General features: G+C 68.9%; 12 protein-coding genes. 5 read left to right on the top strand and 7 right to left on the bottom strand.

Annotated elements, in window-relative coordinates:
* The 3 genes from I9P22_RS19410 to I9P22_RS19400 all read left to right on the top strand — a co-directional run.
* Positions 1 to 4,257: RHS repeat-associated core domain-containing protein (locus I9P22_RS19410; protein WP_199261278.1), on the top strand; the 4,257-nt coding region annotated here is incomplete at its 5' end.
* Positions 4,254 to 4,688 carry a hypothetical protein gene (locus I9P22_RS19405; RefSeq protein WP_199261276.1) on the top strand — a complete coding sequence of 145 codons (435 nt, stop codon included), beginning with the start codon at positions 4,254 to 4,256 and terminating at the stop codon, positions 4,686 to 4,688. The genes I9P22_RS19410 and I9P22_RS19405, both read left to right, overlap by 4 nt.
* A 426-nt stretch (positions 4,689 to 5,114) precedes the next feature.
* On the top strand, positions 5,115 to 5,639 hold the full coding sequence (locus tag I9P22_RS19400) for a hypothetical protein (protein WP_199261274.1): 525 nt from the start codon (positions 5,115 to 5,117) through the stop codon (positions 5,637 to 5,639).
* Here I9P22_RS19400 and I9P22_RS19395 read toward each other — a convergent pair whose 3' ends face one another.
* The 7 genes from I9P22_RS19395 to I9P22_RS19365 all read right to left on the bottom strand — a co-directional run bounded on the left by I9P22_RS19395 (position 5,640) and on the right by I9P22_RS19365 (position 11,937).
* Positions 5,640 to 6,473: a sugar phosphate isomerase/epimerase family protein gene (locus tag I9P22_RS19395; RefSeq protein WP_199261272.1), complete on the bottom strand. Its 834-nt coding sequence runs from the start codon at positions 6,471 to 6,473 to the stop codon at positions 5,640 to 5,642.
* Complete coding sequence (locus I9P22_RS19390; protein ID WP_199261270.1) at positions 6,473 to 7,678, bottom strand: NAD(P)/FAD-dependent oxidoreductase; 1,206 nt, start codon at positions 7,676 to 7,678, stop codon at positions 6,473 to 6,475. Before I9P22_RS19390 ends, I9P22_RS19395 begins: the two co-directional genes overlap by 1 nt.
* Before the next feature lie 60 nt (positions 7,679 to 7,738).
* A complete protein-coding gene (locus I9P22_RS19385; RefSeq protein WP_199261268.1) occupies positions 7,739 to 8,683 on the bottom strand; it encodes a substrate-binding domain-containing protein in 945 nt (314 codons plus the stop codon).
* Between the two features lie 73 nt (positions 8,684 to 8,756).
* Positions 8,757 to 9,068 (bottom strand): MocE family 2Fe-2S type ferredoxin, encoded by a 312-nt coding sequence (locus I9P22_RS19380; RefSeq protein WP_058096930.1) that lies wholly within the window; start codon positions 9,066 to 9,068, stop codon positions 8,757 to 8,759.
* Positions 9,065 to 10,099, bottom strand: a complete 1,035-nt coding sequence (locus I9P22_RS19375; protein WP_199261266.1) for a sterol desaturase family protein — start codon at positions 10,097 to 10,099, stop codon at positions 9,065 to 9,067. Before I9P22_RS19375 ends, I9P22_RS19380 begins: the two co-directional genes overlap by 4 nt.
* Before the next feature lie 128 nt (positions 10,100 to 10,227).
* Entirely contained in the window at positions 10,228 to 11,229 is a 1,002-nt protein-coding gene (locus I9P22_RS19370; RefSeq protein ID WP_199261264.1) for a LacI family DNA-binding transcriptional regulator, read from the bottom strand.
* 15 nt (positions 11,230 to 11,244) lie between these two features.
* The gene (locus I9P22_RS19365; RefSeq protein WP_199261262.1) at positions 11,245 to 11,937 is read right to left on the bottom strand and encodes a GntR family transcriptional regulator; all 693 of its coding nucleotides are present in this window, start codon (positions 11,935 to 11,937) and stop codon (positions 11,245 to 11,247) included.
* A gap of 192 nt (positions 11,938 to 12,129) precedes the next feature.
* On the opposite strand from I9P22_RS19365, the gene I9P22_RS19360 reads away from it, so the two are divergent.
* Together I9P22_RS19360 and I9P22_RS19355 are read left to right on the top strand one after the other, a co-directional pair.
* On the top strand, positions 12,130 to 13,083 hold the full coding sequence (locus I9P22_RS19360; RefSeq protein WP_199261260.1) for a sugar phosphate isomerase/epimerase family protein: 954 nt from the start codon (positions 12,130 to 12,132) through the stop codon (positions 13,081 to 13,083).
* Positions 13,067 to 14,357: dihydroxyacetone kinase family protein (locus tag I9P22_RS19355; protein WP_199261258.1), on the top strand; the 1,291-nt coding region annotated here is incomplete at its 3' end. The genes I9P22_RS19360 and I9P22_RS19355, both read left to right, overlap by 17 nt.

The following is a 14,357-nucleotide window of genomic DNA, read 5'->3' as shown; positions in this document are numbered from 1 at the left end:
GTCGCGGCCGGCATGGTCGCCGGCTTCATCGGCTTCAAGGCCGGCGAGGCGCTTGGCGGCTGGGCGATGGAGGCCATGGGTTTCGAGCGCATCGCCGAGGACGGCGAGATGCCGGCGACGGTCGGCCATCCCATCGCCCATGTCAGCGGCTGGTCGCTGGGGGCCATGGTGCTGGGCGCGGTCGCGGCGGTGGCGGTGGCGGCGCTGGTGGTGGTGACGGCCGGCGCGGCGCTGGGGCCGATCATGCTGGCGGTGGCGGCGGCCGGCGCGGCGGGTCTGGTCGGCGGCATCGGCTTCGGCTTCGCCTCGGTCGCCGGGCAATACGGCACCAACAAGGGCACGATCAAGACCGGCTCGGCCAACGTGTTCTTTCGCAACAAGCCGGTGGCGCGGGTCAACGACGTGGTCGATTGCTCGGACCACGCCGTCTCGAAGGTAGCCGAGGGGGCCGAGACGGTCTTCGCCAACAACTGGCCCATCGCCCGCATCGGCCACAAGACCACCTGCGACGGCACCATCAACGACGGCGTGCCCAACATCGCCATCGACATCGACACCAGCGCCATCGCGCTGGCCATCGACGTGGGCTGGCAAAGCCGGCTGGCGAATCTCGCGGTGATCGCGGCGGACCTGCTGCCGATCGGTGGCCGCAGGCCCAAGGGCGGCGATCCCTCGGTCGCTCATGCAGGCGAGGCGCCGAACGGCTGCCGCACCGGCTTCGGCTGCCCGGTGGACGTGGCCACCGGCCGCTTCATGGAGACACGCACCGACCTGGCCATTCCCGGCACCATCCCGCTGGTACTGCAGCGCACCCATGCGGTCGAGTCCACCGGCATCCAGGGCAAGGGTTGGGCCGGCACCTGGGCGCAGCACCTGCGCATGGGGCCCGAGACCGTCACCTTCCAGAACGACGAAGGCACGCTCATCACCTTCCACACCCCCGGCGACGAGGTTCTCAGCCACAACCTGCGCTTTCCGCATCTGGAGCTGCTGGGCCGCCGCTCGGCCGAGCTGTTCGTGCTGGACCGCCGCAGCCAGCTTTTCCTGGTCTTTGCCGACGAGGGCGGCGACACCCGCCGCCTGTCCCGGATCGAGGACCGCAACGGCAACCGCATCGCCTTCCTCTACGGTCCGGACGGCTTGCGCAGGGTCGAGCATTCCGACGGTTTCGCCCTGGCCGTCCACAGCGCCGGCGGGCTGATCCGCCACGCGGTGCTGGACGCGCCGGACGGGCAGGATTGCGTCTTTTCCTGGGACTACAACCGGGCCGGGCAGCTGGTGCAGGTGCGCTCGTCCCAGACCGGCGATCTGCGTTACGACTATGACGATCAGGGCCGGCTGACCGGCTGGCATGACGCCAAGGACACGCATGTCCATTACGAATACGGGCCCGATGGCCGCATCCGGCGGCTGTGGTCCGACAGCGGCCATGCCGGCGGCACCCTGGACTATGACCTGGCCCGCCGCCGCACTGTCACCCGCAGCGACGAGGGCGCCGTCACCGTCTGGGACTGGACCGAGGACGGCCTGGTCTGGCGCGAGACCGACCCGACGGGGCAGGTCTGGCTGACCGAATGGGACGCGGCCTTCCACGTCACGGCGCGCGTCGATCCGCTGGGCGGACGCAGCGAATTCGCCTATGACGCCTCGGGCAATCTGATCCGCGCCACCGACCCCGAGGGCGCGGTGACGCAGTGGGACTATGGCCCCGACGGGCTGCTGCGCGCCGTGACCGACCCGGCCGGCAACCGCAGCGCGTTCCGCCACGATGCCCGCGGCAACCTGGTCGGCATGACCGACGCGCTTGGCCGCGTCACCAGCCTTGGCCTTGGCGCCAAGGGCGAGGTGCTGCGCATCGACATGCCCGGCGACGTGCAGGAGCGCATCTTCTACGATCCGCTGATGCGGCCGAACCGTTTCCGCGACCCGGACGGCAACGAGGTCCGCAGCCTGCGCGACACCGAGGGCAGGCTGCTGTGGACGACCGACCAGATCGGCGCCGCGACCCGCTTCGACGTGACGCGCGGCCCCGACAATCCGCGCGGCAATGTCCGTGCCGTCGAGCGCCCGGACGGCGCGGCGACGCGGATCGAATGGGACGCCGAGGGCCAGCTTTCCGCCATCATCGACCCGGACGGCAATGCCCGCCATTACCGCTACGGCGCCTTCGACCTGCCGCTCGAGACCGTGGACGCCAAGGGCCATCGCCTGCGGTTTGAACATGATCGCGAGATGCGGCTGACCGCCGTCGTCAACGAACGGGGCGAACGCTACGAATACCGCTATGACCCCGCCGGCCGCGTGGTGGCCGAGCGCGACTATTCCGGGCTGGTCACCCGCTATGCGCTGGACGCGGCGGGGCGGGTGATCCTGGCCACCGCGCCCGATGGCAGCCAGCGCCATTACGACTGGTCCCCTGCCGGCCGGCTCGTGCGGATGCGGGTGCAGGACGGGCAGGGCTGGTCCGAGACGCGCTTCGCCTATGACCGGCGCGGCCTGCTGGTCCGGGCCGAGAACGGCGACGCGACCGTCGAATACGATTACGACGCGCTGGGACGGGTGGTCGCCGAGCGGCTGAACGGGCGCGAGATCGCCTCGGATTACGACCTGGCGGGGCAAAGGATCGCGCGCTCGGGCGACGTGCTGCACCTGACCGCCGCCTATAGCCGCGCCGGCCTGCCGGTGGCGCTGACCGTCGCCGGCCACCAGCCGCTGGGCTTCCGCCACGATCCGCGCGGGCTTGAGCAATTGCGCCATTCCGGGGCGGGCTTCGCCCTGTCGCAGGGCCACACCCTCGCCGGCAACCTGGCCGAGCAGATCGCCGGCCCCTTCGCCCGCCTGCCCGAAGAGGCGCGGCTGGGCCGGCTGGGCGCCGCCAGCGGCTTCGGCGACGCCACCCGCATGGGGGCGCGGCTGCATCGCAGCTATGCCTGGGACCGCCTGGACCGCGCCACCGCGATCCATGACCGCAGCATGGGCAGCATCGAGAACCGCTACGACGTCCGCGGCCAGGTGACCGCGCGGCTCAGCGACAAGGCGCCGTTGCAGCAGTTCGAATACGACCCGGCCCGCAACCTTGCGGCGGTGATCGAGGCGGGCGTGGCCCAGCCGGTCGAGACCGCCGGCGGCCGGGTGCGGCGGCGCGGCAAGGTCCTCTATCGTCACGACGATTGCGGCCGGGTGATCGAGAAGCGCATCGAGGAGCCCGGCTTCCGCCCCCGCATCTGGCGCATGGAATGGGACGGGCTGGGCCAGATGGCGGCGCTGGAAACGCCCGAGGGCCGGCGCTGGCGCTATCGCTACGACCCCTTCGGCCGCCGCGTCGCGCGGCTGTCGGATGGGCAGGGCGCCGCCTATCAATGGGAGGGCGACCGGCTGATCGCCGAGGCGCCGCTGGCCGCCGACGGCAGCGCGGCATGGCAGGCGGCGCGGCATTGGGTCTACGAGCCGGGCAGCTTCCGCCCGCTGGCGCAGGTCCAGGACGGGGCGCTGCATTACATCGTCACCGACCATATCGGCACCCCGCGCGAGATGTTCTCCGAGGACGGCGCCGAGGTGGTCTGGCGGGCCGAGCCGTCGCTATGGGGCGAGATCGCCGATCTGCGCCGCCGCGCCGCCAACGACGACGCGGCGCCGGACTGCCCGATCCGTTTCCAGGGCCAGTTCCTGGACCCGGAAAGCGGGCTGCATTACAACCGCTTCCGCTATTACGACCCGGACGCGGCGCAATACCTGGCGCCCGACCCCATCGGCCTCGAGGGCGGCTTCCGGCCCCAGGGCTATGTCGCCGATCCGAACGGCTGGGTGGATCCCCTGGGGCTGAACGGGTGCGGCGGGGTGGTTCCGCATCGAGTGAGGGTTGAATATGACCCAAGAATGCCGCGCGTCGAATTCCAAAGGAAAGCACAGGCACTTCAACAGCTGGGCGAGCAGGGCCTGTTGTCCCGCGCCGCGAGTCCCGTGTCACGCGATCCCGCGGTCACACGGGCATACAGGCAGGACATGATTCGGCGGATATGGAACCAGTATGGCGAAAGGAATCCCGCCTTTGCCAACAAGCTCATCGAGAGGGTAACGCAACGGATGCAACCGGATCATGTTCACGAGCTTCAGTTGAACGGCCCGGATGCAGCAAGTAATCTGCGATTCCTTGACAGCTTCACCAACTGGCATATCGGCACCCAGCAGATCTGGCCGCAGATTAGAAATCTGCCGCCGGGCACACCGATCGTCATCGATATCGTAGGACCACCATGAATGACCGTCTGAGACAGCGCATAGAGTCGCTGAGGGAGAAACTGCGTAGCGAACCGGCCGCCCCGTTGATTGGGGATGTGCCGGAAGGGATCGCTCGGCCGAATTCCGGTTCGGCCTTCTGGGACGAGTTTCTGGCGATCAGTGACGGAGGGAGATACGGATCGGTGGACCTGTTTGCAAATCGCAACCTGTCCGCAAATCAATTCTGGCTCGAACAGTTCCCGCTGAATGCCATCGTTGTCGGGCAGATTCTGTATAGGCCCCTTTTCCTTGATCTGAAATCCAACCATCTTCTGTTTGCTGCGGATGAATCGGAGCCGATAGATTTGGGGCACGCAGACGTCGTTCTGGAAACGCAGTTTCTGGGATCCGGCTATGAACAACTGGACTCCTCGTTCAAGGAGGATGAATGGTGGGATCTTGTAAGATAGTCCGGGACCATTTTTGAGGCAGGGACAGTTGCGCAGTATGGGAGGCGATGAGCTTCCGTGAAAGGGTCGTGGGAACTGCCCGTGCGAGCAGGCGCTGCATTGAGAATCCCGGTTGACGATTTTCTTGTTGCGGCGAAAGTTCTGCGGATCTCGCAATGATGCAAGGATATAGCCGGGATAGCGGTCTGTCCTGCGCGTTTCGAAAAGACAGAGAACGTGCGTGCCGTTGACGGGGATTATCTTGCGATGAAGATGGGCAATGACGAGGTTCGTATCCTTCATCAAGACAGGTGATCCAAAAAATACCGGCTGCTCGCCTGCAGGGGCAAGTGGGTTGGCATTTTGAAATTCCGGCCCAAGGCTATGACGATGAACCCCGATAACGGGCAATGCACTGGTGTCGCTTGAGAAAGGCCGGCTTCTGACATGGATACGGATCACGTGCTCGAGCCGGTTCGGTTCCTTGCCGATGCGCATATGCTCTCCGGCAGTCGGCCGGAGCTGCTGCCCCAAGGCTCCGTCGTCATCCGCGACCTGGCCGAGGCGATGCTGCTGGAGAACGAGCAGGATCCGCCGCCGGGATACCGGATCTGGCGCGACAGCCTCGAACAGAGGCTTGCCGAATTCTGGTCTTCGCCGGCCGGCCGCGAGGGCAGGGCGATCATCGACGCCGCCGCCGAGGCGCAATGGAACGCGATGGGGGATTTCGAGCGCGATCTGCGCAAGAAGAAGATCCGCAAGACCATCACGCCGGCCGAGGAATTCTGGCTGACCGTGGCCTATGACAGTCTCGAAACGCTGAAGGGCGTGGCGTTGGCCCGGTATGTCAAGGGCGGGGATCCGCTGCTCGAGAAGGTCTTCGCCGTCTATCGGGCCGGCTTCTATCCCTGCGGCATCACGCAGGGGATGGATCTGGCGGCGTTCGACCCGACGGTCCTCGGGGCCGGCTGATCAGCCGCGGTCGCCCGCCCACAACGCGCGGGCCATGTCGCGCAGCATCAGCGATTCCGCCCAGCGGTCGGTGCTGTCGTTGCCGTCGCGGCCGGTGATGGCATAGGGCTGCGGGCCCAGCTCGCAGGTGAAGACCAGCGCCGCATCCGCCGGCGCGCGGGCGCGCCAGTCGCGGAAGCCGTGGTCCCACCATTGTAGGAACAGGTCGACCCATGGCCGGTGATGCGGATAGGAGATCTCGACCTGCACCTGCTCGCGCGAGGCGACGCGGCCGTGGAAGGCCCAGGCGTTGCGCAGGATGCGGTGGATCAGCGCGTGGTTTTCCGCACCGACCGGAAAGGCGAATTCCCGGCCGACCAGGAAATGCGACAGGTCGGCCAGCAGCGGCAGGCCGGGCCGGGCGTCCAGCAGGTCCAGGGTGAAGAGCAGGTCGGTGGTCATGCGGTCGCGATGGGTCTCGATCAGCACCGGCACGCCGGCATCCTCGGCCAGCCGCAGCCAGCCGTCGAGCAGCGGCAGGCAATCCTCGACCCGGCGCAGGCGGATGTCGGGCTGCAGGTTCAGGTGCCGGACCGGGAATTCGGCCGCCAGTTCCAGCGGCCGGCGCAGATCCTCGACCGTCTTCGGAAAGCAGACGCCCTCGATGCCGAGGCCGGTGCCGGCCAGGGCGCGGTCCAGCCGGGCGACCTCGGCGCGGCTGGTGTAATGCGCGCTGATCCCGTCGAAGCCGGCACCGGAGATCAGCGCGATGTTCTCGTCGAGGCTGCGTTCCCGCCCGTCGGTATGGCGCCGCTCCATGGCCCAGAGCGACTGAAAGACCTCGAGTCGCTGCATCAGGCGGCCTGCGCGCTTTTCAGCAGCGCCTTGAGGTTGACCGCCGGATCGGCCAGCAGCGCCGGGTCGGGGCAGGCGCCGGCGGCGATCAGCATCTCGGCCAGCCTGATGTCCCGGGCGGCGCCGTTGCCCGCGTCCAGCCCGGCCGCGGCGACGAGCCGGCCGGCTTCGAGATAGAAGGCCAGTTCTCCGCCGGGCAGCGGGCGCAGGATCGCCTGATGTTCGGGGCGCGGCCGTCCCGCGACCTGCAGGCCCAGGTCGTATTGGTCCGACCAGAACCAGGGCAGTGCGGCAAAGGGCTCGGCCGCGCCCATCATGTTGCGCGCAGCGGTCTCGGCCTGGGCGCGGGCGTTGCGCCAGCTTTCCTGGCGCAGATGGCCGCCACCCGGTTCGGCCACCGCCGCGCAATCCCCCGCCGCAAGGATGCCCGGGGCGCTGCTGTGCAACTGCGCATCGGTCAGGATGCCGTTGCCGGTGGCCAGCCCGGCTGCCTCGGCCAATGCCGTCTCGGGCAGGACGCCGATGGCCGAAACCACCAGGTCGGCGGCGATGACGCCGCCGCCGGACAGCGCCACCCCCGCAACGTCGATGCCGGCGACGGTCTGGCCGAGATGGAAGCGCACGCCCTCGGCCAGGTGGCGGTCGTGCAGGCGGCGGGCGAAATGCGCGGGCACGGCGCGGCCCAAGGGTGCCGGGGCGGATTCGATGACATGCACCCGCACGCCCTTTCCGATCAGCACCGCGGCAAGCTCCATCCCGATCAGGCCAGCGCCGATGATGGCGACGGATCGGCCCGGCGCGACGCGCGAAAAGATCGCCTCGGCATCGGCATGGCTGCGGAAATCCAGCGCCCGCTCGGCGCCCGGACAGGCCAGCTGCCGGGGCCTTGCGCCCGTGGCGAGGAGCAGCCGGTGATAGCGCAGCACCTCGCCATTCTCCAGCGACACGGTCCGGGTCGCGGGGTCCAGCGCCGCGGCGGCGGTGCCGGAAAGGTAGCGGATGCCGGCGTCCGCCAGCGCCTCGGCCCGGCAGATCGCCTTGCGCTGCACCGACCCGCCCTCGGGTTTCGAGAGGGGAGGGCGCTCATAGGGCAGGCCGGGCTCGGCGCCGACCAGGGTGACCGGGCCGGTCCAGCCCGCCTCGCGCAGCGCGAAGGCCGCGCGCGTGCCGCATTCGCCGGCGCCGATGATGACCATGCCGTCCATCTTGCTCTCCGCTTGGATAAAAGGGCCGGCGCGGAGAGGAGGCCGCGCCGGCAGGGGAGGTCAGTTGCGGCCCGCGAAGGCGGCCATGTTCTGCGGCGTGACCAGTTCGAAGGGCACCATGACCTGCTGCTCCACCGTCTCGCCCCGCGCCAGCGCCAGCGCGGCATCAAGCGCGCTGCCGGCCTGGCCGGCGGCGTTCTGGAACACGGTCACGTCCAGCTCGCCCGCCTGCATCGCGGAAAGGCCGTCCTGGGTGGCGTCGATGCCGACCACGACCACATCCTCCATCGGGGTGCCCGCCGCCTTCAGCGCCTGGATGGCGCCGATCGCCATCTCGTCGTTATTGGCGAAGATCGCGTCGATCGGCCGGCCCGCGGTGATCCAGTTGGTGGTCAGGTCCATGGCATTGGTGCGCTGCCATGCCGCCGGCTGCTCGTCGGCGATGGTCACGCCCTTGCACGCCCCCGCCGCCAGCGCCTCGCGCACCGAGGCCGAGCGTTCCCGCGCCGCCTCATGCGCCAGATCGCCCATCAGGATATAGGCCTGCGCATCGGCCTCCTTGCCCTTGGCCTGCAGCAGGTCGCAGGCGGCTTCGGCCCCCAGCTTGCCCGATTCCGCCTCGCGCGAGCCGACATAGGCCTCGGACGGCGGCAGGCTGGCGATATTCGCCGGCTCCAGGTTCAGATAGACCAGCGGGATGCCCGCCTGGTCCGCCGCCGCGGTGATGCCCGGCGCGGCCGAAGTGTCGGCCAGCGTCACGATGATCGCGTCCACGCCCGAGGCGATGAAGTTGTTCACCTGGTTCAACTGCTTGGCGACGTCGGTCTGCGCGTCCTCGATCTGCAGGGTGACGCCCTCCAGCTCTGCGGCGTGGCCTTGCAGGCCCTCGCGTAGCAGCGTCTGGAAATTGTTGTCGAAGCTCTGCATCGAGACGCCGATGGTCTCTGCCTGCGCGGCAGTCGTCATCAATGCGGCGACCGAGGCCGCGACCAGAATCCGTTTCATTCTTCCTCCCTTGGGTGCCCGGCACCCTTTTGCGTTCCTCGGCCCCCGCGGGCTCCTGGTGCGTGCGCGGCCCCTACAGGGCCACGCGAACCTCGCCGTCCACCACCTCGACCGGATAGGTGCGCAGGTTTTCGCAGGCCGGCAGGCGCAGCGCCTCGCCGGTGCGATAGTCGAAGGCGCCCGAATGCTTGGGGCATTCCACCTCGAAATCCATCACCAGCCCGTCGGCCAGGTGGATCGCCTCATGCGTGCACAGGCCGGCGGTGCACCAGACGCTGTCGTCGGGGGCGCGATAGATCGCATAGGTGCGGCTGCCGTGGTCGAAGCGGATGGCACCTTCCTGTTCGATGTCGTCGAGCTTGCAGGCAGTGATCCAGTCGGTCATTCGGTGGCTCCCTTGGTTTCGGTGCGGGCCTTGCGGGCCGCGAGTTTTTCCTTGCGCTTGCGATAGCGTTCCTGCATCTGCGCCTCGCCCTCGGGCGATCCGTCGTGCCAGGTGCCGAACCAGCGGTCCAAGGGGATCAGGGCGTCGCCATAGTTCACCTCGAAATACTTGTGGTGCAGGTAATGGGCATAGGCATGGCTATCGACCAGCTTGTCCGCGCCGATTTCGATCTTGTCGAAGCCGACATGCCCGGGGATGGCGCCGAAGCCGGCGTAATGCAGCTGATAGAGCATCAGGACCGGGTTCGAGGGCAGGACCAGGTGATAGAAGGCGGTGCCGAAATACAGCAGGTGCTCGACCGGATGCATCGACAGCGACGACCAGGGCGAGGGGTTCACCGAATTGTGGTGCACCGAATGCACCCATTTGTAGAGCAGCGGCGTGTGGATCAGCCGGTGGATGCAGAAGAAGTGGAATTCGTGGATGATCGGCACCACCAGCGCCACCAGCGCCAGCGTCCAGGGGTTCTCGGCAAAGCCCAGCCAGGGCGCATGACCGTTGGCATAGGCCCACAGCATCACCACCTCGACCCCGGTCCAGATCGTCACCCCGGACAGGAAGGTGCGCAGGATGTTGTCGATGTTCTGGCTTTCGAACCAGAAGGCCTTGCTGCGCTGTTCCGAGGGAAACTTGCCGTTGTACTTGAAGCGGTTCTGCTGCCGGCGCAGCACGTAGAGATGCAGCTCGAAGGCACCGTAGAACAGCAGCACGCAAAGCGCGTTCACCGCATAAAGCCGGGCGACCCAGCCCAGGCCGATGCTCTGCATGGTCTCGACCGGCGGGATCACCCAGGCCCAATAGGCCACGGCCGAGGCGGCGAAGATCACGTTCCAAGGCAGGAAGTAATGCGGCAGCCAGTGCAGGATGGCCCTGAGCCGTGGCGGAAAGGCGAACAGCGGCGCGGTCTCGACGGGCCGGTTCGGCGCCCAGTCGCCGCGCTTGTTGCGCTTGCCGAATTGCAGATCGTCCATGACGCTCTCCTAAGCGATGGGTGGCGTGACGGAGGGCGCCGCGCGCCATGGCCTGCCGGCCTCTCCTCCTGCGGCAAGATGTAGCAGGGCGGCCGGCGGAAGCCGAAAGCTTCCTTGATCAGATCAGATCAAAGGCTCTCGGCGGTGATGGTGATGAAGCGGATGGGGCTCTGGTCGGGCTCGATCTCGGTCAGGCCGGTGCGGCGCAGCACCAGATCGAGGGCGCGGCGGGCCTGCGCCTCGGGTGCCTGGTCCAGCACGACGTCCATGATGCCGTCGCGCAGCGCCCGGGCGGTATAGTCGGTCAGCTCGTGCCCGACGAAGAACAGTTCGCGCCCGCGCGGATGCCGGCGCAGCACCTCGATCAGCGCCGCATTGGCGCCGCCGGCATTGTAGAGCCCGGCCAGATCGGCATGCCGGTTCAGCGCCGCGAACAGCAGGTCGGCATGGCGGCTTTCCTCGTCCCGGCCGAAGCCGACCCAGTCGAAGGACAGGCGGCCGGGATGCTCGGCGAAATAATCCGAGAAACCGCGGATGCGGTCGCGATGCACGCGATAGATCGGATGGCAGATCGCCATGACTCGGCCGGCGCGCGGGCTCATGCGGGCGATGAACATCGCCGCGCTGCGCCCGGCGGCGTAATTGTCGATGCCGACGAACTCGCCCGCCCGGTCCGAGGCGCGGGTGACGACATGGACCACCGGCACGCCCCGGGCGGCGACGGATTCGACCGCGGCGCGGATCAGCGGATGGTCGGGCACCGCCAGGATCAGCCCGGCGCGGCGCGCGCCGGCCGAGGCGATGCGGCCGGCGATCTCGGCCGGGTTCATTTCCTCGGTAAAGCTGCGATGGACCACGACCAGCGGGTCCAGCGTCGCGGCGATGCGCTCGAAGGCGCGCGACAGCCGGCGATAGAAGGTCGTCTCGGGGCGCACCATCAGCACCTCGATCCGCATCAGCCCGCGATGCGTGTCGGGCAGCTTGCGCGGATAGTCGAGGGCGCGGGCAGCCAGCACCACCTTCTCGACCGTTTCGGGCCGCACGCCGCCGCGGCCGTTCAGCACCCGCTCGACGGTGGCGGTGCCGACGCCGGCCAGCCGGGCGATGTCGTGAAAGGTCGGCTTGCCCATCGCCGCATCCTGGCGTCAGTCGGCCAGGGCGTGCTTCACCCGCTCCCAGGCCTGGTCCAGGTGCCGGCCGATGATCGCGGCCAGACGGTCGGCGTCGCGCGCCTCCAGCGCGGCGATCATCTCCTCGTGCTCGGCGACGGCGCTGGCCCATTTCTCGGGGCCTTCGTGGCCGATGAAGCGGATCCGCTTCAGGCGGGTCTGCAGCAGCGCATGCACATCGGCCAGCGCCGCGTTGTCGGCCAGCGCCACGATGGCGGTATGGATGCCCTGGTTCAGCTTGTAATAGGCCAGCCGGTCGCGGCGGCGATAGCAGTCCAGCATCCGGTCGTGCAGGTCGCGCACCTGGGCGATGCCGGTCTCGGTCGCGACCTCGCAGGCGCGGCGGCCGGCATGCTGTTCCAGCGTGCGGAGCACGTCGATCATGTCCCGAACCTCCTTGGGGGTGAATTTCTTCACCACCGCGCCGCGGCTGGGAATCAGCTCGATCAGCCCCTCGCTGGCCAGGAACTTGATCGCCTCGCGCAGGGGGGTGCGGGACACGCCCAGGAAGGCGCCGACCTGGCCCTCGTTGATGCGGGTTCCGGGGGCCAGCTCGCCCTCGATGATCATGTCGCGCAGGCGGGTCAGGATCGCGTCGTGCAGCGAATGCCGCTCGATGCGGTTCGGCGTGTCGGGCAGTCCCGCCGTCCGGAGCTTGGATTCGTCCACGCTGCTCTCCCTCCCTCAGATCCGTCTTGGCTACGCAGAGCCGATCCGCAAGTCAATCATGCCTTCTGCATTCTGTATACAAAATAATTGAAGCCTGACAAACCCTGCGCTAGACACGGGCAGGGGATGATTCGAGGGGGAGGGAGACATGCCGTCATTCACAAGCGCCATCCTGATCGCGCAGGCCCGGCCATGAGCGGGGCTTGGACGCCTGAAACCTGGCCGATCGCGGCGGCGATGATCCCGTTTCCCGGCGTGCTGCCCGACGGCAGTCTGGTGCAGGACGCGCCGGCCGAGACCTGGGCCGAGACCCTGGCCGAGGTGGCGGCGGCGGGCTTCGATGCGGTGGACCCGACCGATTCCTGGCTGCGCATTGCCGATCTGGACAAGGTGCGGCGTGCGGAATTCGTGGCTATCTGCAAGGGGTTGCGGCTGGACATCCCGGCCATCTCGACCTCGCGGCGCAGCGTCATCGATCCCGAGCATGGCGCGGATCATCTCGCCTATGGCCACCGGGTCATCGACACCGCCGCCGAGCTGGGCGTCCGCCATGTCAGTTTCGGCTTCTTCGGCCCGCTGACCCCGGCGCAGCAGCGCGCGACCTGGTTCTGGACCGAGCAGGGGCCGCGCAACCCCGACGATCCCGCCACCTACCGGCTGGCGGTCGAGCGGATCCGCGACCTTGCCCGGCATGCCGAGGGCTGCGGGGTCACGATCGCGCTGGAGATGTATGAGGACACCTATCTCGGCACCGCGCGCGACGCCCTGCGCTTCGTGACCGAGGTGGACCACCCGGCGGTGCGGCTGAACATCGACATCGGCAACCTGATCCGGCTGCACCGCCCCGTCGAGCCCTGGGCCGAGATGATCCGGCTGTGCCTGCCGTTTGCCGGCTACTGGCACGTCAAGAACTACTACCGGATGGAAGACAGCGCGACCGGGCAGGTGATGACCCATCCCGCGCCGCTTCTGGGCGGGACGATCAACTGGCGGTCCGCCATCAACGCGGCGCTGGACCTGGGCTTCGACAGCCCCTTCCTGGTCGAGCATTACGGCGGCGACGGGCTGGGCGTCTGCGCGCAGAACCGCGATTATATCCGCACCATTCTTGCCGGCAGGAGGAGCCGCCATGACCAGACTGTTTGACAATCCCGAGGATTTTGCCGCGACCGCCCTTGCGGGCTTCTGCGCGGCGCATCGCGACCGCGTGGTCGCGGTCCCGCATGGCGCGGTGCGCGCGGCGCCGGGCCCGCAGGGCAAGGTGGCCCTGCTGGTGGGCGGCGGCTCGGGGCATTACCCGGCCTTCCTGGGCTATGTCGGCGCCGGGCTTGCCGATGCCGCGGTGGCCGGCGACGTCTTCGCCTCGCCCTCGACCAGCGCGGTCGCGGGGGTGGCGCGGGCGGCGAACCGCGGCGGCGGCGTCATCCTGGGCTTTGGCAACTATGCCGGCGACGTGCTGAACTTCGGCGCCGCGGCCGAGCGGCTGCGCTCCGAGGGGATCGACGCCCGCATCCTGGCGGTGACCGATGACGTGGCCAGCGCCGCGCTGGCCGAGCGCGCCAAGCGCCGCGGCGTGGCGGGGGACCTGCTGGTCTTCAAGATCGCCGGCGCGGCGGCCGAGGCCGGGCTGGACATCGACGCCGTCGAGGCGGTGGCGCAGCGCGCCAATGCCGCCAGCGTCTCCTTCGGCGTGGCCTTCGACGGCTGCACCCTGCCCGGGCAAGGCGCCCCCCTGTTCCGCGTCGAGGAGGGCAGCGTCGCCCTGGGCCTCGGTATCCATGGCGAGCCGGGGATCCGCACCGAGGCGATGAAATCCGCCTCGGACATGGCCGAGCTGCTGCTGGCGCCGCTGCTGGCCGAGCGTCCCGCCGGCCATGGCGGCCGCGTCGCGGTGGTGCTGAACGGGCTGGGCTGCACGAAATACGAAGAGCTGTTCGTGCTCTGGCATCACATCTCGCAGCGGCTGGAGGCCGAGGGCCTGACCGCCGTCGAGCCCGAGGTGGGCGAATTCGTCACCAGCCTCGACATGGCGGGCTGCTCGCTGTCGATCCTCTGGCTTGATGACGAGCTGGAGGAATACTGGCGCGCGCCCGCCGATGCGCCGGCCTTCCGCAAGGGCAACGTGGCGCGCGCCGCCGCCGGGGTCCAGGCCGCGGCGCCGCAGGTCGAGCCCGCGCAGGCCATCGTGCCGGGCTCGGCGGAATCGCGGCAGGCGGGGACCTGCATCGCCCGACTGCTGGATCGGCTGGCCGGGGCGCTGGCCGAGGCCGAGGAGATGCTGGGCCAGATCGATGCCCAAGCCGGCGACGGGGATCACGGCCAGGGCATGGCGCGCGGCTCGAAGGCGGCGGCGGCCGCGGCGCGGGATGCGGCCGAGGCCGGGGCCGGTGCGGCCACGGTGCTGGCCATGGCCGGCGATG

It is taken from the genome of Paracoccus binzhouensis, from assembly GCF_016446475.1.
Classification (GTDB): Bacteria; Pseudomonadota; Alphaproteobacteria; order Rhodobacterales; family Rhodobacteraceae; genus Paracoccus; species Paracoccus binzhouensis.
This window is presented reverse-complemented; position numbering and strand designations above follow the sequence as displayed.

What these genes read in the sequence shown, in the direction of transcription:
- I9P22_RS19405 (WP_199261276.1), top strand. Translation starts at nt 4,254, where the DNA reads ATGAATGACCGTCTGAGACAGCGCATAGAGTCGCTGAGGGAGAAACTG.
- I9P22_RS19400 (WP_199261274.1), top strand. Translation starts at nt 5,115, where the DNA reads ATGGATACGGATCACGTGCTCGAGCCGGTTCGGTTCCTTGCCGATGCG.
- I9P22_RS19395 (WP_199261272.1), bottom strand. Translation starts at nt 6,473, where the DNA reads ATGCAGCGACTCGAGGTCTTTCAGTCGCTCTGGGCCATGGAGCGGCGC.
- I9P22_RS19390 (WP_199261270.1), bottom strand. Translation starts at nt 7,678, where the DNA reads ATGGACGGCATGGTCATCATCGGCGCCGGCGAATGCGGCACGCGCGCG.
- I9P22_RS19385 (WP_199261268.1), bottom strand. Translation starts at nt 8,683, where the DNA reads ATGAAACGGATTCTGGTCGCGGCCTCGGTCGCCGCATTGATGACGACT.
- I9P22_RS19380 (WP_058096930.1), bottom strand. Translation starts at nt 9,068, where the DNA reads ATGACCGACTGGATCACTGCCTGCAAGCTCGACGACATCGAACAGGAA.
- I9P22_RS19375 (WP_199261266.1), bottom strand. Translation starts at nt 10,099, where the DNA reads ATGGACGATCTGCAATTCGGCAAGCGCAACAAGCGCGGCGACTGGGCG.
- I9P22_RS19370 (WP_199261264.1), bottom strand. Translation starts at nt 11,229, where the DNA reads ATGGGCAAGCCGACCTTTCACGACATCGCCCGGCTGGCCGGCGTCGGC.
- I9P22_RS19360 (WP_199261260.1), top strand. Translation starts at nt 12,130, where the DNA reads ATGAGCGGGGCTTGGACGCCTGAAACCTGGCCGATCGCGGCGGCGATG.